This is a genomic window from Aquimarina sp. Aq78, from assembly GCF_900299525.1.
Taxonomy (GTDB): domain Bacteria; phylum Bacteroidota; class Bacteroidia; order Flavobacteriales; family Flavobacteriaceae; genus Aquimarina.
Genome location: NZ_OMKA01000023.1, coordinates 129,497 through 152,175, shown reverse-complemented (window position 1 = coordinate 152,175; position 22,679 = coordinate 129,497). Strand labels below are relative to the sequence as shown.

Below are 22,679 nucleotides of genomic sequence, written 5' to 3'. Positions count from 1 at the left end.
TCTACGGTTTTACCGTAATATATCCAAATTACACTTAACATTTTTTTAAGAGATATCATATTCAAAATCATAGGTTGAATAACCTAATCCTTACTATACAAGCTTTTAGGGTCATACAACTAATGCTCTCACTAGGAATATATTTCAATACTTAAAAAATCACAATCAAGATAATAATATCTTGATTGTGATTTTTTTAATTTGTAAATTCCTTTGTAACAATTAGTTCTTGTTTCAGTCTTCCTTTTATGATTGTATCAGGCAACTTTATACATTTATATTGCGTCTTATACATACAGGAACTTTACTGATCTAAATATCAAATTATGAACCATAATCAGGTAGTATTAGCTTTACTTTTATTCTTATCCATAGGTACTATGGTAACTGCTCAAACCATTACTTCAAAAGTTGTAGATAAAAAAACTAATGAACCTATTCCATACGCAACTATACAATTATCTGAAAACCATGGGGTTATCACTAATGAAGAAGGGAGATTTAGCCTAAATCTAAATGGTGATTTTGCTAAAATTGACTCTATCTATATTTCCTCTATGGGGTATGAAAAAGTAGGTGTATCGGTAAAGAATGCAACCGATAGTATTATTTATATTCAACCCAAAGCTATAGAGCTAAAAGGTGTTTTTATTTCAAATAAAAACCTAACCGTAGATGAGATTATTGATAACGTTAAAGAACGAGTAGATCAAAATTATAATTTTGATCTATCAAAAAGACGATTATTTTTTAGAGAATCTGAGTTTAATGCTGTAAAAAAATTCGATGTCAAATTTAAAAAATCGACGATCAAAGAGCTTAACAAGAAATTGATCGATAGCGTTATTTCTATTTTACCCAGAAAAGCTGAGTTTTATACAGAAGTTTTATGTGATCTATATGGTAATTTTGATAAGCAGAAACTTCATATCATCAAAGCCGCAGAACTCTATGACAAAAATAATAAAGTGTCTATGGAGGCTGTAGCCGAACGCATGGAGACTATATTTAAGAAAAATGTTAAACCCAATTCCTATCTGAAAATAAAATCCGGTCTATTCGGCACCAAGGTACAGGTAGATTCTCTGCTGGAAAATACAGAAGAAGCATCAATTGTTAAGGATGAAATTGATAATCAAAAGAAAAAAGACGACAAGAGTGAATTTTTAAAACATCGAAAATCGGGATTGGAAAGTTTGATGTCGAGTCTTTTCTTTAACGAAGATGCGATGTCTAATTTTTTGAACAAATCAGGCAGGTATAATTTCGAACTTATCGATTATACCTATATGGATGATAATAGTGTATATATTATTAATTTTTCTCCAAAATGGAGAGCAGATTTTAAAGGTACATTATATGTTAATACCGAAGATTTTGCTATTGTTAGAGCAGATTATGAGAACGTAAAAAACCTTAGAAGCTTTAAACTTCTAGGGATTATGTTTCGAGATAATCTGTATCGCAACAAAGTGATTTTTTCTAAAGGACAAAACAATAAATATGATCTTAAATACCTCGAAATGCGTAGAGGCAATCTATTTGGTTTTGATCGCCCTCTAAAAGTAATTGAGAAAAATAAATTTGTTAAAGGACGACGTAAACAAAACGAGTTATCGTTAGCTCTGGATGTTATTATGACTAACATAAGTAAGTTTGAAATCGTCGTTTTTGACTCAAAACAACTATCTGAAGCTGATTATAAGTCCAGTACCGAAAACAAAAGTATTAAACCTCAATATTTATCTAAATACAATCCAGAATTCTGGAAAGGATACAATATCATAGAACCAAATTCTGCAATACGACAATTTACAGTAACTCCCGAAGTAGATTCTGGATCAAGTTCAGAATGATAAATCATATAATACTATGTGTCATTCCAGCACTTCAACAAATCCTGTTCTAAACCTCTCGAAGGGCTCAAGTACAAATTTAAATTCAGCCTACGCTGCAATCCATAGACGACTCGATACTCTACTATAATTTGACGTGAGTTCCATGTAAGAAAATTTACGTCAGTCAGAGTGATTTTCGGTAGAAAAATGTACTTCGACCAAGCTTAGCAGAGCTATCGAAGACAAGTGAATTTTTAATCAAAAGCCTTGTCATCCTGAGCTTCGTCGAAGGACCGATACAACTTTTCTTCGTTTTACTATAAAAAACCACTCAATTTGACGCTTTTAATAAGTTTTTTACTCCATTTTACCATCCAATAAGTTGATAACCCGAGAGCCATATGCCATATTTTTTTCAGAATGCGTTACTTGTATAATGGTCACTCCTTCTTTATTTAATTGTGTGAAAATTTCCATGATTTCCTCTCCCTGTTTAGAATTAAGATTCCCAGTAGGTTCATCTGCCAGAATTAATTTTGGACTAGCAATAAGTGCTCTGGCAACACCAACCAGTTGTTGCTGTCCTCCACTTAACTGAGAAGGAAAAAGATCTTTTTTACCCACAATATTAAAACGATCTAACATATCGGCCACCAAAGATTTACGCTCTGATGAACTATGTTTTTTATACAATAATGGCATCTCCAGATTTTCTTTTACCGTTAATTCATCGATCAAATGATACGCCTGAAACACAAATCCTATATATTCTTTATACAGATTAGCACGATGTTTTTCTTTTAATGAATGTACCTTTTCTTCCAGAAACGTATATTCTCCTTCATTAAAATCATCCAGCATTCCGATGATATTGAGTAAAGTAGATTTCCCTGACCCAGAAGGTCCCATGATAGAGATAAAATCACCTTCATTTACCCAAAAATTAATGTCTTTTAACAAAAAGACTTTCTGTCCTCCTGAGTGTACCCATTTTGATACATTTTTTAGTTGTAATAGCATATTTTATTTTTTCAGTTTTTATTATATGTTAATCTGGGTTTAAAAAGGGTATCCAAAAAATCTTGTTTTTCGTTTTCACAAAATACAAAGTAATCTATATATTTTTAAGAATCAGACGATAGAATACTTTGTTTTGTCTGTAATGACGTTTTAATTACTCTTTTTAGATACCCAATTTTAATCAGATTTATTTTCTATATCAATTTTTAAAATAGATTTCACCGGTTTTGAAAACCTATGCGATCCGAAATAATTTTATTCTGCTCTTAAGTTTTTAACTGGATTAGATGATGCTGCCTTAATAGTTTGAAAACTTACTGTTGCCAACGTAATTACAAATGCGCTTATCGCTGCCACTATAAATACCCAACTATCTATTGGAGTTCTATATGCAAAATCTTTGAGCCACTCATTTACCAAAAAATAAGCTATGGGCGAAGCAAGGATAATAGAAATAAGAACCAGTTTTGTAAATTCTGAAGAGAATAAAAAAGCTAACTCTGATACCTTGGCACCTAATACCTTTCTAATACTTAATTCTTTGATACGTTGCTCTGCAGTAAAAGCGGCCAGGCCAAATAACCCAAGACAAGCTATAAGTAATGCCATAATGGTAAATACACTAAGTATGATACCCATTCTTTGTTCTGATACAAAAGTGTTTTCAAAATCCTGATCCATAAAACTATATTCAAATGGCACCGAAGGATCTATCTGTGCTATATCTTCTTTAATACTCTCGATCAACTTTTGAAGATCATCAGGATTTTTAACCACTACAGGGTTAAGCCTCATCGAATAATAGGATAATCCAGCCCCATAATCCCAAACCTTATCGTTTTGATGATGGATAATGACCAATGGTGCTATTTCTTGTTGTACACTATTAATATTAAAATCTTTAACTACGCCCATGACTTCAAATTGGTCTTCGCTTCCAGAGGCTAAAGCCAGTATTTTTCCAATAGGGGAATCTGCATTATAAGATTCTTGATTACCCCACCCCAAGGTTTTAACCGCTTTTTCATTTAATATTACTTTGTATTTATCAGTAGGTCGGGACGAATCAAAATTTCTCCCGGCAACAAATTCTACTCCCAATACATCGAGATAATCTTCTTCTGTTCTTACATTTCTAAGTTGAGCTACCTGGTCATTCGCTCCCAACGTTTTGTATCGGTCTCCAGACCATATATTTGGCGGAAGTCCAAATGATTTCCCAACTTTTGAGAAGGCTGGATTTGATATCAGTCTTGTTTTAAGTGCTTCGGTATCAAAACCGATCTGCTCGATATTATGAATTTGTAGAATATTATCTTTCTCGAATCCTAAATCCAAAGAGGAAGTATATGCCAATTGCTTTTGTACGAATAAAGTACAAATCACCAGAGCAATAGAAATAGTAAACTGAAAGACAACTAATCCATTTCTAATTCCTTTTCCTTTAAATTTTGTGCTTACTTTTCCTTTAAGGGTTTCTATAGGTTGAAACATCGAAAGGTAAAACGCAGGATAGCTTCCTGAGATTAAGCCCAATCCTAATATAAATAATAATACAATTGCCAGAAATATTGGGTTCCCTAAATACGGGATCAGTTCGAGCTGTACATCTGCTATAGTGCTAAATACCCCCAAAGAAAGTTGTACAAATATCAAGGCAAAAACAGTACCTATCAAAACGAAGAGTGTAGATTCTAAAACAAATTGTTTGATTAGTGCTTTTCGTTTAGATCCTAAAACTTTTCTCACGCCTATTTCTTTTGCTCTCTTTGATGATCTTGCTGTGGAGAGATTCATGAAATTGATGCTGGATAAGATAAGTACCAGGACACCTATGGCTCCGAATATTCTAACAAACATTGGGTTTCCGGTTGGTCCAAAGGAATGAACAGAAGGTGCTTCAGACAGGTATATTTCTCTAAGAGGTTGCAGGTATAATGTCCAGTCATGTCCCGCAGTAAATTCTTTAAACGTTTGATTAAAAATACGTTCTGTTGTAGGCGGCGCCCATTTTGGTGGGATAGCCTGAATTTTTTCGGAAAACGCTGCTATATCTGTTCCTTCTTTCACCAATCCATAAGTCGAAAATGCTGTCCAAATCCATTTCCAACCATTCCTTTGCATCATTTCGGAATGGCTTTTTAAAGAAACCAACATATCAAATTGAATATGTGATTTATAAGGAACATCATCAAGTACTCCTTTTACGGTATAGGTTTTCCAGGAGTTATCATAATCTTTTACTTCTACTGTTTTTCCTATTGGGTTTTCTGTACCAAAATAACGTTCTGCTGTTTTTTTTGTCATTACCATACTCATAGGTTCACTAAGAGCTGTATTAGAATCACCTTGTAAAAATTTAAAAGAAAATACGTTAAAAAAGTTTTCTTCGGCAGCAAAGTATTGTTCTTCGCTATATAAACTTGCTTCTTCATTATGTTTGGATCGTACGATCTGTGTACCCGTCCTTAAAAGTCTGGTTACTTCTTCAAACTCTGGAGCATCTTCTCTTAATGCGATAGCCACATTGGGGCCTGTAGCCGAAGATATCTCATTCCAATCATCCCAAATATTTGGCTGGTTAACTCTATAAATACGATCTGCTTTGTCATGAAAAGTATCATAGGTCATTTCACTATGAATATATAATCCAATGATAAAACATGTACCTATTCCTATACTTAATCCTAATATATTAAGAATAGTAAATTGTTTTTGTCGAATAGCATTTCTCCAGGCTATTTTGATATAGTTTTTGATCATTACTTTTTATTTATTCAGTTCTTAAACTTTTTATAGGGTTCATTGATGCTGCTTTAATAATTTGAAAACTTACTGTTAATAAGGTTAATAATAGTGCTCCAATAATAGCAACACCATAAATCCACCATGAAATTTCCATTCGATAGTTATAATTTTGCAACCATTGTTCCATGAAATGATGGATAATAGGGATTCCTATCAAACAAGAAAGTAAAACAAGTACTATAGATCCGCTAGATAAGGTTTTCCAAAGATTAAATTTAGAAGCACCTAATACTCTGCGAATACCTATTTGCTTAGTACGTCTTTCTACAGCAAAAGAAGTTAAACCAAATAAACCAAGACAACTTATTAAAATAGCCAATAGTGTAAAAACACTCGCCAGGTTTCCTAAGCGTTGTTCAGATTTAAATTTGAGTTTATAATCTTGATCCACAAAACGGTAATCAAAATTTGCAGAAGGGACTATTTTTGTAAACACTCTTTTAATCTCAGTAATAGCAGTATTTATATCAATATCAGATTTTAATTTTATATGCATAAAATTGACATTGCTATAACTAATGTAATAAATAGCAGGACTAATGGGTTTATAAGGTGACTCCATAACCATATTTTCGGCAACCGCTATGATTTTTAGAGGTTCACTTTTCCCATAGGTAATATAGGTTCCTACAGGTTTCTTCAATTTCATGTATTTTACGGCTGCTTCATTAACAATAAGGGCTGACGAATCTGTAGGCATTTCTCTAGAAAAATCTCTTCCTTCTATTAACTCCCATCCTACAGTTTTTCCATAATCATGGGTTATAGCCATAAGACCAAACTCGTCTTCCATTTCTGGATCTTTACCCGGCCAATTAAATCCTCCACCTCTATTATATATAGCAACCTGAGGAGAAAAAGATTGAGCGATTTCCTCAACCACTCCAGCATTTTTTAACTCATCACGAAGTATATTATATTTTCCGAAATAATCAGGATTGTTCATATTTAAGTATATAAGATCATTGCCATCATACCCAATAGGCCTGTCTTTGGTATACTGAATCTGTTCAAATACAATAAAAGTACCTACAGCAAGCATAATCGATATACTGAACTGGAATATTACTAAGATTTTTCTTGGAGTTTCTGCATACTTACCCATTCTAAAAGTTCCCTTCATTACTTTTATGGGGTTAAAAGAAGAAAGAATAAAAGCTGGGTAAATTCCAGAAAAAAGACCTGTAAGCACTGTAAAAAACAATACTATACTCCAAAACAGCACATTACCCCAAGGTATACTCATGTCTTTTTGAGAAAGCTCATTGAACCATGGTAACGAAACCGATATCAATATTAATGCAAATAATAGTGCAATAAAAGATACTATAAGGGACTCAATCAAAAATTGATAGACAAGCTGATTTTTCTTGGATCCCATTGTTTTTCGTACGCCTACTTCTTTAGCTCTCTTATCTGAACGAGCTGTACTAAGACTTATAAAGTTAATACAGGCAAGTAATAAGACAAATATTGCGATATAAATAAAAAGCCAGACAAAAGTAATACGCCCTTTTGCGGGTATGCCTTGCTCAAACTCTGAGTACAAATGCCATTTGTTCATAGGGTATACAAATGGATAAAGGTTAGATTCTTTATAATTATCTACTAGATCATTTGGTCCATATTGGATATAAAAATTCTGTAAGCTTTTATTTACTTCCTCAATATCAACATCTGGCTTCAATTCTACATACATATTAAAATACCAACCATCCCATACATCTTTTACCCATTCAAATAATTTATCATTTGCTTCAAACAAATTCCAATTTGCAAAAAATTGTACATGGCGAAATCTTGTGTTTTTTGGGAAATCTTCAAAGACACCTTTAACAACGGCATCCATCTCATTATTAATCTTTATACTTTTTCCTATAGGGTTTTCTTGACCAAAAATGGCTAATGCAGCAGATTCTGATAAAACAATGGCATTCAATTCATCCAAGCTAGCATTCGTTCCCTTTATCATTTGTAATGAAAACATTTCTATTGCGCCATTTTCAATAAATGTTCCTGTTTTTGTAGAAATTTTTCCATCAATAGAAAGGGTATGATCTTTGACCCAATCTGATCTTAAAACATATTTAAAATATTCTGGGTATTTTTCTTTTAAGACACTCCCAAAGGTATATAGTACAGAAGGATCAGTATTTACTTCATTGGTTTCAAAATTCGTTGTGTTATGGTAAATCTGTCCTATCCGATCATAATTTTTATGATACTGATTAAAAGTAAAATCATCTAGTACCCATAAACCAATTATAATAACGACTGTCATTCCCAAAGCTAGTCCACCAATATTTATGAAAGAAAACCATCTATTTCTTTTTAGATTTCTCCACGCAATTTTGATATAATTTTGAAACATAACCTTTGCTTTTTAATATTGTGATTCTCCTTATTCTTCTTTTAACCCATCTACAGGGTTTTTGTTTGCCGCACCTATTGCTTGTGATCCAACTGTAAGCAAGGCAACAAATAAGGCTATACAACCTGCACCTATAAAGTACCATACTTTTAAAGGAATTCTATATGCAAAGCCTGAAAGCCAATTACTAGCCAGTAGATATGCTATAGGGACTGCAATACCTATTGCTATCAAAACTAATTTTGTAAATTCTCCAGATAGCATCATCGCCACTTGAGAAACGCTTTGTCCTAATACTTTTCTAATACTAATCTCTTTTCGTCTTCGCTCTGCCGTATACATCGCTAAACCAAACAAACCTAAACAGGAGATTAAAATGGCTAAACCAGCAAAATATTTTGATAGTGAAACCACCCGTTGTTCTGATGCATATTGTGCCTGAAAATCTGCATCCAAAAAATTATATTCAAATACATATCCAGGATTAAACTTATCATAGATATTCACAAGTTTAGTTAATGTTTCTTTTTCTGTCCCACTGGCTATTCGAACTACAAATTCTAAATTGGATCTATTATTATTTAATCTAAAAAACATAGGGCGTACAACTTCTCGAAAAGATTGAAAATGAAAATCTTTTAAGATTCCTATAATCGTATATTGTGTAGATCCGTAGCGTATCGTTTTTCCAATTGGATCCTTGATATCCATCATCTCTATCGCAGTTTCATTAAATATTATTGCAGCACTATCTACGGGAAACTGTCTAGAAAATGATCTTCCCTCTTTAAGTTTCATATCCATCGTCTCTATAAAATCATGACCGATACGAAGTTCTTTAAAACGAGATTGACGTTCTTCTTCATTACCTGTCCAAACCAATCCTCCAGTGGTATTAATGTTTGTTCCTATGATATTTTGACTAGTCATGGCAGCATTGACTACGTTTGGGACTCCTTTTAATTCTTCTAAAAAAGCCTCTGCATTTTGTCTTAGGTGGCCCTCTTGCCTAAAATAAACAACATTGTCTTTATCCATTCCCAAGTTTTTGGATTGTACATAAGCCACTTGTTGAGAAACTAATAAGACCGCTATAATCAAAATAATTGATAATGAAAATTGAAATATCACTAACCCTTTTCTAACCCATACTTCTCCCCATGAATTTTTTAATTGACCTCTTAAAATGGTTACTGGTTTAAAGCGTGAAAGGTGTAATGCAGGATAACTTCCTGCTAATATCCCGGTAAAAAAAGCAATCAATAAGAGTAGACCAAAAATCAAAGGGTCAAAACTTAAGGATAGTGCTTTGCCTGTAATTATATTAAACTGTGGTATAAAAAGAAATACTACCAAAAGTGCCAACAATAAAGAAATAAGCGCCGTCATCACTGATTCTCCAAAATACTGTGTGATAAGTGTAGTTCTTTTGGATCCTAATGCTTTCTTAACTCCTATTTCTTTTAAACGCCTTGATGCATTCGCCGTAGAAAGATTCATAAAATTGATGCATGCTATGATCAATATAAATAGTGCAATACAAGAAAATAGGTATACATAATTCATGCGTCCAGAAACTTGTTTTCCATTTTCAAAATTACCATACAGATAATTAGATGAATATTTGGTCATTACAAGATCTGCCGTAACATCTTTGTCCTGTAGCTTAGAAAAGTTTTCTATTTTAGCTGCAAATTCTTCTACATTTGTTCCTTCATTTAGCAAAATATAGGTTATCGGGTTATTATTGACCCAATCATTTTTTCCGCCATTATGTATAATTCCTTTTTTATATGTAGCTAAGGGTAATATAAAATCGAATTGAGTTGTTGAATTAGAAGGAATATCTTTAAAAACACCACTTACTTGATGTTTTTCTAACATGCCCATTGCATCCCATTCGATTACTTTTCCTACGACGCCCTCTAAAGATCCAAAAAGTCGATTTGCCAGAGACTCCGAAATCACTATCGAATTAGTCCCCTCAAGTACCTGATCTTTATCTCCTTCTATCAAAGAGTAAGAAAACACATTAAAATAGTCTTTGCCTGCAAATACACCGCCAGTCTTTATAATTTTGTTATTTACACGAAGTGGTATTTTAGCAAATTGTGCCGGTACTGTTTGAGATGCTGCATATTTTACTTCGGGTAACTTATCAGCCATTGTTTCTGCCAAAATATTTGGAGTCCAATTAAGGACTCTAGGACCTTCTCGACTTTCAAACTTATTCCAAACCTGATACAGGTATTCATCATTTTCATGAAATTTATCTACCTGAACCTCATCTAATACCCAAAGAGTGATTAAAAATACACAAGCCAACCCCGAAGATAACCCTATAACATTAATCATAAAAGTGGTCTTGTACCGCTTTATAGTCCTGAGAAATAGTTTTATATTGTGTTTAAACATAATTGTTTGTCTTTGATTGAATAGTTGATGTTTCTTATTCTTCTCTTAAAGCATGTATTGGGTTTTTATTTGCCGCTTGTATGGCTTGGATACCAACGGTTAGCATTGCAATGAGCATGACTATCAAACCAGCACTAGCGAAATACCAAAAATGTAAAGGAATCTTATATGCAAAACTACTCAGCCAATTACTGGTTAATACATACGCCACAGGTAATGCAATTAGGATAGCTACCAAAACGAGTTTAGCAAATTCTTTAGACAAGAGTAACATCACTTGTGTACTACTTTGACCTAAAACTTTTCGAACACTGATCTCTTTTCGTTTCTTTTCTGCAGTAAATGCTGCTAATCCCAATAGCCCTAAGCATGAAATCAAAATGGCGATTCCTGCAAAATATCTTGACAATACTGCTACTTTATTTTCAGATTCATATAACTTCTGATAGCTTTGATCTAAAAATTTATATTCTAATACATATCCAGGATTAAACTGACTATAAAAATGTTCTAACTTGGCTATAGTTTCTTTCTCTTTTCCAGCTTTTATCTTCACTACAATATTGGTGAGATAACTAGAATCCAAGTGAAAAAACATCGGACCTACTTTTTCATATAGAGATTTATAATGAAAATCATTTACTACTCCTACAATCTGCACATCTTTACCCCATACTTTGGCTTTTTTACCAATCGGTTCTTTAAACCCCATGATATCAACAGCGGTTTCATTTAGTACAATTTGTGATTCTTTATCACTAAAATCTCTAGAAAAACTTCTTCCTTCTTTGAGTTCGACTCCCAGAGTTTCAATAAAATCATAATGCACAATAAATCGACTAAAATTATTTTCTGAAGTCTGCCCCGCCCATTTGAAATCTACTCCGGGAGCATTTAAAATATCATTGGTTATGGCAGATGCATTGATAATTCCTGGTATGTTCTTTACTTCTAGTAAAAAAGTATCTAACCCTTCTACAGTTTTACCTTCTCTATCAAATAATAGTATATTATCTTTTTCGTACCCTAAGTTTTTGTTGTGAACAAACTGCATTTGTTTATATACAACCAGAACTGAAGCTATTAAAATAACTGATAGCGTAAATTGAAAAACAACTAGTCCTTTTCTAATCCAAAATTCGCTTATCGATCGGTTGAGTTTACCTTTCAAAATTGTAGCTGGTTTAAACTTAGAAAGGTAAAGAGAAGGGTAACTTCCTGAAACAATTCCTGTAAAAAATGCTATCCCCAGAGCGATCATGACATGAGAAGTATCATATCGAAGTAGTATTTGTTTTCCGGTAAGTTGATTGAATTGAGGAAGAAACAATATAACAATTAAGATTGCTACAAATAATGATAAAAAAGATAACAAAACAGATTCTCCCAAATATTGAACTATGAGTGTGTTTTTTGCTGCACCTATAGCTTTTTTAATTCCAATTTCCTTAATTCTTCTTGATGCTTTTGCCGTAGAAAGGTTCATAAAATTAATACATGCAATTGCCAAAATAAAAAGGGCAATTATTGAAAACAGACGCACATAATCAATTCTACCTCCTGATTGACGACCATTTTCATACCTTCCGAATAAGTAGTTATCAGAGTATTTTGCTAAAAACAAACTCGTTTTGGTGTCTGTGACCTTGGTTTTCATAAACCCTGCCAGTTTAGCATTTACCGATTCTAAATCAGTCCCTTCTTTTAATAACACATAGGTTACTGAATTAGGATTTTCCCAACCTTCTCCATATACATATTTGTATAATCCAAATGGCAATATAAAATCAAACTGGTCTGTTGAATTTGTAGGAGGGTCACTAAAAATTGCAGTAATAGTTGCCGGGCTTTCTATATTTAAGGATTTCCAGTCTATTGTTTTTCCTATAACATCCTCTGTGGTATTGAATAGTTTTTGCGCTAAACTTTCAGAAATTACAATCGAATTGTTCTCAGAGAGTGCATTATCAATCTGCCCATCTATAAGATCATATGAAAATAGTTTGAAGTATTCATTTCCTGCGAATTTCCCTATAGCCTTTAGTTTTTTATCTTCAACAGAAAGATCAAAACCCATTGACCAATCAGGATCTGTTCCTCCCACTGCTATTTCAATTTCTGGGACCTCTTCATTAAGCGCTTTTGGAAGATTGGCAGGAGTTCCATTCCAGGTATTGATCTCATTTAATTGTTCATTGTTTACCATTACCTGATAAAGTCTGCTATCCTTATCATGAAACTTATCAACTTTAAGCTCATCATTTACCCATAGATAGATCAATAATACGCATGCCAATCCGCTAGATAGTCCTATGGTATTAATCAAAAAAGTACTTTTGTATTTTTTGATATTTCTAAGAAAGAGTATAAGGTTATGTCTTAACATAATAGCTTTTTATTTATTCTGTTCTTAAACTTTTTATAGGGTTCATTGATGCTGCTCTGAAACTTTTCCAACCTATAGTCATAAATGCAATTAATAGTGTTATACAACCTGCCAGAACAAATATCCACCACTGTATTTGTATACGGTAAGCAAAATCCTGAAGCCATGTATTCATGACATAAAACCCAAGAGGAAATGCTACTAAAAAAGAAATACATACCAGTTTCATAAAATCAACTGAGAGCATTGTAATAATTTGAGGTATGGTAGATCCTAATACTTTACGAATTCCTATTTCTTTAAATCGTTGTTCTGCTGTAAAGGTTACCAGGCCAAATAATCCCAGACATGCCACAAAAATGGTGAGCAAAGCAAATACTCTAAGAATGGTTCCCATTTTTTGTTCTTTTAGATAGGTTTGATTGTATAATTCATCGAGTAAACCGTAATTAAAAGGTTCATTTACTTTAAAATCATTCCACATATCTTCTGCGACAGTAATTAATCCTTCGATATCTGATGTTTTTGCTCTGACAATTAGCCCCGAACTCGGTTCATTAATCATGATAAGAGGATCTATAGTTTGATGTAATGATTTAAAATGAAAATCTTTTACTACCCCAATTACCGAATACTGTCTTGTGCCTCCTTCATTATCTATAGACATTGTTACCGCCTCACCAATCGCATTGCCTGTAAAGCCCAAAATCCTGGCAGAAGTTTCGTTAATAATCAAATTGGTAGTTTCGGACCCTTCTTCTTTATCAAAATTTCTTCCTGCAATTAACTGCATTCCCATAGTTGGGATATAGTGTTCATCAATATTGTACACAACAGTTCTTCTAATCGCGTCAGAATCCTGACCTGGATAAATGCTTGACATATAATTATAAGAAGGCCCTGCAGGGATATGACCAGACATTGTAATATTGGATACTCTGGGGTCTTTAAATAACTGTTCTTTAAAAACTTTTTCGTTATCGCCTAACATCCAGGAATCTCTTAATACTAATATTTGGTCTTTTTCATAGCCTATATCTTTATTTTGAATGAAAGACATCTGTTGATCTACCACTATGGTAGCCAAGATAAGACCTACCGATATTGTAAACTGAAAAATGACTAACCCGCTTCTTAATCCTTTACTATTACCTGTATTGGTAAGTTTGTTTTTTAGAGCAGTTATTGGGGTAAATGAAGAGAGGAAAAAAGCGGGATAGCTTCCCGCCAGAAAACTAATCCCTATTCCTAATAGCAACAAGTACATCAAAACCTTAGGGTGAAGAATATAAGTCACTTCTAATGTTTTTCCGGATAGATCATTAAATAATGGTAATGAAATCATAACCAGAATTAATGCCAATACCATAGCAATCATCGTTGCGATAAAAGATTCTACCAAAAACTGTTTAATTAATTGACTTTTTGGTGATCCAAGTACTTTTTTTACTCCTACTTCTTTAGCTCTTTTTGATGCTGCAGCAGTAGAAAGGTTCATAAAGTTTATACAAGCTATTATTAATATAAATATCGCTATTGCACCAAAAATATATACTGTTTTGATGTCACCTCCAGGTTTGAGATTGGTAGCATCTGCAAAATCAGAATGAAGATGAATATCGGTCAAAGGTTGTAGAAATAGTCCAATATCATTACCTTTTCCATTAAACTCTTCGAAAGTCATCCCCATAGATTTTTTTATCTGCGGACCCATGTATTTATGAACAATTTTTGGTAATTTCTCTTCTACATTTCTATAATCCACACGTTTATCAAGAAGAAGATAACTGTGGTAACCAGATTCTATCCATTTAAGTTCTTTTGCATCTGCAAATCCCTTCATAGATCCAAAAGCATCAAAATGAAAGTGAGAATTTGCAGGGATCTCGTTAATTACTCCTGTGACCTTATAGTGTTGATCCCATTCTTTAAACTCTAATGTTTTTCCCAGAGGGTTTTCATTTCCAAAATACTTTGATGCTAATTTTTGAGTAATAACAATAGTATTAGGTTCTAGTAGTGCTGTGGCAGGATCACCTTTAATGAGTGGTAATGTAAATACCTGAAAAAAATTAGGATCTACATACGCAAACTTTTGATCTCTAAATGTGTTGTTTTTATGAGTAATCTGTGGGGTTCCGTTTGATTTAATACGAGTTGCCTGTAAAACTTCTGGAAATTCCTCTTGTAATGTATATGCAACAGGACCGGGTGTAACGGCTTCTTTTATTAATTCACCATTCATCTTGCCTTTTAGCACAACTCTAACAATCTGATCTGCTTTTTTATGGTAGCGATCATAACTTAATTCGTCTACTACAAAAAGGAATATAATAAGGGCGGTAGCAATTCCTATAGCTAGACCCAAAATATTAATTGTAAACAAGCTTTTGTGTTTCAAAAGTGTTCTCCACGCTACTTTTATATGGTTTTTTAACATATTGATTTATTTCTTGATTGATTCAGAATCATTTACTATTCGTCTCTTAGTACATCAACAGGATTTCCATTGGCCGCCATAAAACTTTGCCAACTTACTGTAAGTAATGTAATACCAAGTGCCATTATTCCTGCAAGTACAAATATCCACCAGCTAAGACTTGTCTTTATCGCAAAGTTTTCTAACCAGGAATTCATCGTATACCAAGCTATAGGAATAGCAATTATAAACGCAATCCCCACCCATTTTATAAAATCAATGTTTAGTAGTTTCAGAATCTTGAAAATACTTGCTCCGTTTACTTTTCTAATTCCTATTTCTTTTTTACGCTGTACACAGGTATAAGATGTTAACCCAAATAAGCCTAACGCGGCAATACATATTGCCAGAAGAGTAAATATCCTGAAGGCAGCACTAAATTCTTTATCATCATTATATTGGGCTTCAAACTTTTTATCCAAAAATGTATAACCAAAAGTTCGTTGTGGCAGTATTTGCTTCCATTTTTCTTCTATCTGGGTAATCGCTTTGTTGTATCCTGAAACAGAAGCAACAGTCTCATCAAATTTTACTAATAAATTATCACTGCTATTGCCATGTAGAATAATCATAGGATGTATCTCTTTTTTTAATCCGAAATGATGATAATCTTCAATAATCCCAGAAATCACCCAATCCCTTCCAAAAAAGTTAATGGTTTTATTGATAGCTTCATTTGGGTTAAAAACTTCTATTTCTCGCATACAAGCTTCATTAATTATAACAGTATTGCTACTTCCTTTGGGATTGTTTATAAAATTGTTTCCGGCAAGAAATTGAATGTCTAATACATCAAGATAATTACTGTCTGCTGCATATTTGTAAAATACTTTTTTGCTATCCTCTGTTCCGTTGGGGTATTTCAGCCCTATGAATCCTGATAAATTATGATAACCGTCGCCAGGATATGTCTGAGTTCTTGCTGTACTCTCTACAAAAGGGAATTTTTGCAGCTCTGTTTCAAGGATTTTACATTTATTTCTAGCCAGGGAATCTGATATATTGCTTAAAAATTCACCATGAAAAGAAATAGTTTGATTCAATTCTGCACCGATCGGTTGTTTTTGCATAAAATCTATTTGTTTGGTAATGACTATCGTACCAATAAGCAAAACAATAGTGGCTAGAAATTGCATAACAATCAATCCTTTTCTAATATTCAATCCACTGGCAGAAGCACGTATCTTTCCTTTTAATGCTTTTGATGGTGAATATGCACTTAGTAAAATAGCAGGATATAGTCCTGTCAAGATCATACCAATTACAATAAAACTAATAATAGGCAATAGCTGTATAATAGTAGAATTCTGTATAACCAATTCTTTACCTGTAACATTGTTATAGATTGAAAGCATACTTAGTGCAAGTATAATTGCTATGGCAATTGCGATACCGTTTAAAACAGTCGATTCTGTTAACGATTGCAAAATAAGTTGTATCCGTTGTGCCCCGGCAACTTTACGAACACCAACTTCCTTGGCACGTTCCAGGGATTTGGTGGTGGATAAATTGATATAATTAAGCCATGATAATAACAGTATTATAAAAGCTATGGCTGTTAGAAATTTTATCCTACTGATACTACCATTAGTTTCGGCTTCATAAGGTTTATTAGAATACAGGTGGACATCTTCCAGAGGTTCTATATTGTACCTTTCATCTTCATCGTCCTCAAAGTCACTAGCAATCACTTTATCTTTCAGAAGAGCCTTATCTGCATTTTTATCTATTTTTAGATACGTATAAAAATTACAATGTCCCCAGTTTAATTTTTTTTCTGCATCTGATGCAAACCAAGTTGCATAAGTATCCAAAGAAATCAGGAAATTGGTTTTCATATGAGTATTTTCGGGAATATCTTTTAAAACTCCCGTTACCGTTAATAGCACTTCTTCTCCTACATGAAAGCCTAATAATGTCTTTTTTATAGGGTTTTGCGCTCCAAATATCTTTTTAGCAAAAGATTCTGTGAGTACAATAGTATTAGGTTCTTTTAGTACATTTTGTTTATCTCCTTTTAAAAGGGGATAATTAAATACTTCAAAATAGGTTTCATCTGCCATGGCACCTTTGGATTCTTCAATGATTTTTCCATCATATTTAAAAGTCACCTTATCAAAACGATAAAGACGTACCTGCTCTATCACTTCAGGAAATTCTTGTTTTAAGGTAGGGCCGATAAGATTGGCCGTTTGCGCATCTGAAGCTTCGAAAACATCACCTTCCAGAGCATCCATATATACCCGGTATACATTTTCTGATCCCTCAAAAGTGTCATAACTACGTTCATAATTCACATAAACCATGATCAAAATAAAAGAAGCAACACCAATGGCTAATCCCAAAATATTAATAAAGGAATAGAGTTTATTCTTTAAAAGATATCTAATTGCTATTTTAAAATATAAAGTGTGCATGATATATATTTCTATTTAGATCTCGTAGGTTTGTGCCACATTTGATTTAGCAACTCTGCAAGATTTTATGGTTATTCTGCTCGTAAGCTTTTTAACGGTTTAATAAATGCTGCTCCGATAGATTGATAGCTTATAGTTAGAATCGCTACTGCTATTGCTAGGGTTCCTGCTACCAAAAATATTCCCCAACCAATGTTAATACGATATGCAAAATCCTCTAGCCATCGGCTCATCATGTACCAACCAATAGGAATGGCAATAGCTATTGAAATTATAATTAGTTTTAAAAAATCTAATGTCAATAGTTTATATATACTTTTAAAAGGAGCTCCTAAAACCAGTCGGATACTAATCTCTTTTTTACGTTGTTCTACCATAAAAGCTGAAAGAGCAAATAAACCTAAGCATGCTACAAGGATTGCAAACAACGCAAAACTGATAAAGATTTTACCCATACGTTGTACATCTTCGTGCATTTTAGAAAAATCCTGATTTAGAAAGCTATACCTGAAAGATTGATTAGGAACGCTTTCATCCCAAATTGAGGAAATTGACTTTAATACTTGATTTATATTGTCTGTGCCTAAACGTACAGAAATCATCCCTGGGCTATTACTTATAGCCATTGCCAAAGGTTGAATATCATCTTTTAAAGTTTCAAAATGAAAATCTTCTACTACCCCAATTATAGTCCAGGATTGTCTTCCATTAGTTATTTGTTTTCCCAAAGGAGTTTCAAAACCAAAATCCCTAGCCATAACCTCATTAATGACTATAGCATCGGTAGAATCTGAAGCTAATTCTCTAGAAAAATCTCGTCCTTTTTTTATACGTATATCCAAGGTGTTGATGTAATCATGGTCTATTTCCCAAATTTGTGCAGGAACGGCTATTCCATCATTTTCTTTACCTTTTTCTTTAAAGGTATTTCCGTTTCGTTTGGTTCCTTTGATAGGTAAATAATCACTAACAGAAACTTGTTTTACTTCGGATAATTTTAATAGTCGATCTTTAAAGTTTTGTGTCTTATTCCCTAAACTTTTCGTGCCTTGAACAATCAGAACTTGTTCTTTATCATAACCTAGTTTTTTGTTCAAAATATAATTCACCTGTTGGTATATGATTAGTGTTCCGATGATAAGGATTATAGATGTAGTAAATTGAAAAATAACCAGGCCACTTCTTAGTTTACCACTTTTGCTACCTGTACTCAAACTTCCTTTCAATACGCTCGCTGGTTTAAAAGCAGAGAGGTAAAAGGCAGGGTATAATCCGGCTAGAATCCCAATACATAATGCCGAAAGTAATAGTATGGGTAAAAACCACCATTGCCCCCATGGTACGACCAATGCTTTTGAAGCAATTGTATTAAAATATGGAAGTAATACCCATGCCAGTAACACTCCCAAAACAAATGAGATGATACTAAACAGGACTGACTCGGTTATAAATTGAGTAATTAAATTAATCCTAAAAGCTCCTACGGTTTTTCGTAACCCTACTTCTTTAGCGCGATTCGCCGATTTGGCTGTAGATAGGTTGATAAAGTTAACACATGCCAAGAGCAGAATAAATACTGCAATGGCACCAAACAACCATACAAAACGAATATCACCATGTTTTAATCCATCACTAATATCTGTTGATTTTAAATGAATATCACTTACAGGCTGTAGTTTGAATTTATAGCTTTTTAAAAAATCGATTTTATCAAGCCTGTTAGATTCTCTAGCAGTAGGGATCATATAGTCTTCAACAATGGAGAACATTTTTTGTTCTAATTCTTGTATGTTGGTATTATCATTTACTAAAATATAGGTATGATAGTTCTGTGCACCCCAGTTATGTTTTTCATAAGGATAAAAATCCCTGCCCATCATCGTCATTAGAAAGTTATACTCAAAATGTGTGTTTTCTGGTGAATCTTTCATTACACCAGTTATCTTATAGGGTTTCTCTGTATTATTATCTAAAATCAGTGTTTTGCCAATAGCATCTCCGTTAGGGAAATATTTATCAGCTTTGGCTTGAGAGATTACTATAGTTCCTGGTTGAGATAAAGCGCTTTTAGTACTTCCTTGTGCAAGAGATATTTCTAAGATTTCCAATAACTCCTGATCTGCAAAAATAAATCCATTTTCAAAAATATTTTCTGACTCCCCTTCTATTCGAAGCTCTTTGTTTCCAGTACCAAAAAGCTCACTGGTAAGAAATCTACCTGACTTTTGTATTTCAGGAAAATCTTCTTTTAAGGCTTTGGCAAAAGGTGCTGGGTAATGGGTCCATTTAATAAGTTCGCCCTTATGTATTACTTCTGTATATACCCTATAAATTTGTTTTTCATGAACATAATGCTTGTCATAGTTTAATTCGTCTTTGATAAAAAGTGCAATTAATACACACGCCATAATCCCAACAGCAAAACCTCCTATTTTGATGAAAGTAAACATCTTATCTTTTAAGATACTTCTCCTGGCAATTTTTAAATGATTCTTAAACATAATTGTCATTTTTTGATGATGAAAACAAGTATAGTCCGCGTCGATAATTTATTCTGTTCGCAAGCTTTTTATTGGATTCTGCAATACTGCAGAAATTATTTTGCTGCTCACCGAAAAAAGTACCACAAATAAGGCTAGTAAACCTGCCATAATTAGATAGATGAATTTGACGCCTTCATGATATGCAAAAACATGTATCACTTTATTCGCAATGAAATAAACTGTAATAAGCCCTAGTGTTGCTGCTATGCAGAATAATATCATATACTCTTTAAGCAGTATTAGAAAAATACTTTCCACATTTGCCCCCAGCACTTTTCGTATTGCTATCATTTTCTGCTGTGTTCTTAACGAAAAAGATACCAAACTATATAACCCAAGTACTGCCAATAGTATAGCCAACACCGAGAAAAAAATAAAAATATTGATCGTACCTTTTAGTGAGTTCAAAAAACTACTATCAAGTTCATGGTCCAAAAAACTGAATTCAATAGGGTTTTCTGGAAAATTATTGTTAAAAAGTGTATTGACCAATACTTGAGCTTCTGCCCTTTTATCCGGCGCTACTTTTATGGTTACATATGAACTACCAGAACCTTCGTCCATAAAAAGGATCATAGGCGGGATTTTCTTGAATGCGGTATAGTCGTTAAAATCTTTTACTACACCGATCACTTTTAAACGGCCATTATCAATTTTCTTTCCCAAGGCATTATCCCATCCGAACAATTCTAAAGCAGTTTGATTTATAATACATGCACTTTGGATGTCTGTAGCATAATCTTCAGAAAAATCTCTTCCTTCTATTAGTCTCATTTGGTAGGTTTTCAAAAAATCATAATCTACCCGGTGTGACCTAATCACAGCCTTACCATTAGTTGTATTCCCTTCCCAATCCATACTTTGGTGACTCCCTCCACCAAATGGAGCTGAATCTGATATAGAATAATTAAGAATATTAGAGTTTTGTAGTAATTGCTCTCCTATCGTTTTAATTACCTCCCTGTCTTCAATGCTTGTAACTTCTACCTGCGATACCAATAAATCTTCTTTTACAAACCCAATATCTCGTTGCTCTATATATTTAAACTGTTCTATAATAAGTATTGAAGTAAATACCAATGGTATCACTAAAACCAATTGAAAAACAACTAGAGTTTTTCTTAAACCTGTACGTCGTTTAATAGATGAATTACCTTGAAGAAAAGAAGAGATTTTTAAGGACGTAAGAAAGAAAACAGGGTATAGACCAGCCAAAATACCTGCAAAAAGTGAACCAAGCGCAGCATATATAAAAAATGGCCAATCCTGACTAAAAACAATAGATAAATTCTTTCCGACAATCTTATTAAAGAGTGGTAGAAACAATAGTACCAGACCTAAAGCAATAATAAAAGAAATAGATACCATAACCAATGATTCGGTAATAAACTGATATCTTAAATCACTTTTTGTACTACCCATAACCTTTTTGATTCCTATTTCTAATTCTCTCTTCATAACTTGGGCAGTAGATGAATTTATATAATTTAACAAGGTGATTAAAGCGGTAAAAATTACAACTGCAAGAAAAAGATATAGTATAGTGATCTCACTTCTATTTCCCCCACCACCTCTTACTTTAGAAGTTTTCATATAAATATCTCCAATGGGTCTTAAACTAAGTAATTCTTGAATTCCATCTTCTAACGTAAGGTGATCTGTTAAAAATCCTTTTACTTTTTCTGATACCTTGTCAATTTCTGCATTATTGTCTAACTTAACATAAACAGATGCATTATTTACACCCCACCCAGCATCGAGTTTATTTTTTGTAATGGTCTCATACGAGCTAAAAGAAAGTAGATAATCAACCCTTAAATGAGAATTATCAGGATAATCAGCAAATATGCCAGTAACTACACAATCATATTTTTTATCAATCCGTACCGTTTTTCCAATACTATTATTATCAGGAGAAAGTTTTTTGGCTAATGATTCTGAAAGCACTATACTCATTGGGTTTTCTAGAGAGCTGTGTCGATCACCTTCAACGAACTTTAAGCTAAAAAGTTCTAAAAACTCATTATCTGCAAATAGTCCATTTTTCTCATGATACATTGCATTATTAACACTTAGATAATTTGCGGTAGTTCTTATACTTGTGGCATTAGTAATTTCTGGAATAGAGTTTTGCAACTCATCTGATAACGAGTAAGGCGTATCATCCCAAATATCACTTTGGATATCACTAACATATGTTCTTTCTACCCTAAAAACTCTATCATAATCAGTATGAAATACATCATAACTATTTTCATAATTGATATAAAAAAGCATGAAAATCACAGCCGATAAACCTATGGTAAGCCCACCGATATTTACGGCCGAATATCCTTTGTTTCTTTTTAGGTTTCGCCAAGCGATTTTGATATAGTTTTTAAACATAACTATCGTTTTTTTGA

10 protein-coding genes are annotated in these 22,679 nt (G+C 33.2%); 1 reads left to right on the top strand and 9 read right to left on the bottom strand.

What is annotated here, in order from left to right; genetic code table 11:
* Positions 1-326 precede the first annotated feature (326 nt).
* On the top strand, positions 327-1,856 hold the full coding sequence (locus DG435_RS13840) for a carboxypeptidase-like regulatory domain-containing protein (protein ID WP_106791546.1): 1,530 nt from the start codon (positions 327-329) through the stop codon (positions 1,854-1,856).
* Positions 1,857-2,195: 339 nt separating this feature from the next.
* Here the strand turns inward: DG435_RS13840 and DG435_RS13835 are convergent, their stop codons facing one another.
* From DG435_RS13835 to DG435_RS13795, 9 genes are all read right to left on the bottom strand, one after another.
* Positions 2,196-2,858 (bottom strand): ABC transporter ATP-binding protein, encoded by a 663-nt coding sequence (locus DG435_RS13835; protein ID WP_024769627.1) that lies wholly within the window; start codon positions 2,856-2,858, stop codon positions 2,196-2,198.
* Between the two features lie 255 nt (positions 2,859-3,113).
* Positions 3,114-5,621: an ABC transporter permease gene (locus DG435_RS13830; RefSeq protein ID WP_106791547.1), complete on the bottom strand. Its 2,508-nt coding sequence runs from the start codon at positions 5,619-5,621 to the stop codon at positions 3,114-3,116.
* A gap of 10 nt (positions 5,622-5,631) precedes the next feature.
* Positions 5,632-8,037 carry an ABC transporter permease gene (locus tag DG435_RS13825; protein ID WP_106791548.1) on the bottom strand — a complete coding sequence of 802 codons (2,406 nt, stop codon included), beginning with the start codon at positions 8,035-8,037 and terminating at the stop codon, positions 5,632-5,634.
* A 30-nt stretch (positions 8,038-8,067) separates the two neighbouring features.
* The gene (locus tag DG435_RS13820) at positions 8,068-10,392 is read right to left on the bottom strand and encodes an ABC transporter permease (protein ID WP_199852644.1); all 2,325 of its coding nucleotides are present in this window, start codon (positions 10,390-10,392) and stop codon (positions 8,068-8,070) included.
* Positions 10,393-10,486: 94 nt separating this feature from the next.
* Positions 10,487-12,838 (bottom strand): ABC transporter permease, encoded by a 2,352-nt coding sequence (locus DG435_RS13815; protein ID WP_106791550.1) that lies wholly within the window; start codon positions 12,836-12,838, stop codon positions 10,487-10,489.
* A gap of 13 nt (positions 12,839-12,851) precedes the next feature.
* Positions 12,852-15,278, bottom strand: a complete 2,427-nt coding sequence (locus DG435_RS13810) for an ABC transporter permease (RefSeq protein WP_106791551.1) — start codon at positions 15,276-15,278, stop codon at positions 12,852-12,854.
* A gap of 35 nt (positions 15,279-15,313) precedes the next feature.
* Positions 15,314-17,734, bottom strand: a complete 2,421-nt coding sequence (locus DG435_RS13805) for an ABC transporter permease (protein WP_106791552.1) — start codon at positions 17,732-17,734, stop codon at positions 15,314-15,316.
* Positions 17,735-17,805: 71 nt separating this feature from the next.
* Entirely contained in the window at positions 17,806-20,235 is a 2,430-nt protein-coding gene (locus DG435_RS13800; protein ID WP_106791553.1) for an ABC transporter permease, read from the bottom strand.
* 48 nt (positions 20,236-20,283) lie between these two features.
* Positions 20,284-22,662: an ABC transporter permease gene (locus DG435_RS13795; protein WP_106791554.1), complete on the bottom strand. Its 2,379-nt coding sequence runs from the start codon at positions 22,660-22,662 to the stop codon at positions 20,284-20,286.
* Between the last annotated feature and the right edge of the window lie 17 nt (positions 22,663-22,679).